The organism is Clostridioides sp. GD02377, assembly GCF_045899875.1.
GTDB lineage: Bacteria > Bacillota > Clostridia > Peptostreptococcales > Peptostreptococcaceae > Clostridioides > Clostridioides difficile_A.
Map to the genome: position 1 here is coordinate 1 of NZ_JBJODA010000078.1, position 552 is coordinate 552.

Consider the following 552-nt stretch of genomic DNA (forward strand, 5'->3'; position numbering starts at 1 on the left):
TTCTCTTAACTTCTTTAACAATACTCTCACACTCTATATTGAATAACGGAGCATCATCCATAAAGTTTTCTAACTTCTCATTAACACTCTCTATTTTAGTCTCTAAGACTTCTTGTTTCTTATCTAGCATAAATATAGCTTGTAACTCCTTTGATGCACTTAAAAGAGGATTATTTAATTCTTTTCTCATGGAGAAATATCCATCAACTATTTTCTCGTATTGTTCCCAAGCCTTATCATCTTCTAATATCTTTAGTAGTTTTGAATAACCTCTCTCAGACAACAAGTAAATGTTATTTGCATTTGCATAAGATTGATTAGAGTAACCCATTTCTAAACTCAGTGATTTTAAATCACTCACTTTTAAATCTAATATATCTATCATATCTTTAAATCTTTTTCTATTATTATTTATATTTTTATTTATCTCTTTCAGTTCTCTATTATGTATCTCAGCTATATCCTTTACTAGCATTGCTTTCTTGCCTTTTTCAAACCCACCCTCAATATCATGAAATTTCATTCCCTCAACTTCTAAAGTTCCAAGTACTA

Annotated in this window: 1 protein-coding gene; it reads right to left on the minus strand. The window is 29.0% G+C overall.

What is annotated here, in order from left to right:
- Positions 1 to 523: ORF6N domain-containing protein (locus Q3304_RS20885; protein WP_407815496.1), on the minus strand; the 523-nt coding region annotated here is incomplete at its 3' end.
- Between the last annotated feature and the right edge of the window lie 29 nt (positions 524 to 552).